General features: G+C 32.3%; 1 protein-coding gene. It reads left to right on the top strand.

The window, feature by feature from the left end; all coding sequences use genetic code 11:
- Nucleotides 1–64: 64 nt before the first annotated feature.
- A partial coding sequence (locus TR08_RS26420) for a YesL family protein (RefSeq protein WP_045523365.1) occupies nucleotides 65–412 on the top strand: 348 nt, incomplete at its 3' end.

Here is a 412-nt window from a genome sequence, read left to right as displayed (position 1 = left end):
GGTGGTGGAAATTTTTAGTTTAGATAGCCGCTTGTATCAAGTATGCTTGTGGATGTATAACTTCATGTATTTAAATATCCTATTTATTCTAAGCTGCATTCCGATTATTACGATTTTCCCTGCCATCGCTGCCCTATTTGGAGTAGTAAGAAAGTGGAGAATAACGAAAGAAGTGGCCGTATTTTCTCAGTATAAAGAAATGTTTATTGAAAATTGGAAGCAAAGTTATTTAGTCGGGATTTTTTACACGATTATCGGGATATTTTTAATTACTGATTTATTATTTATACAGGAAATGACTATCGCTTCCAAAGGATTTATTCATTCAGTAATCCTATTGGTCAGTTTTTTATTTGTTCTATCTTTTTTAAGCATTTATCCACTGATGGTTAATATGGTCACGTCCTTTAAG

The organism is Neobacillus niacini, from assembly GCF_000759675.1.
GTDB lineage: Bacteria > Bacillota > Bacilli > Bacillales > Cytobacillaceae > Neobacillus > Neobacillus niacini_A.
This window is presented reverse-complemented; position numbering and strand designations above follow the sequence as displayed.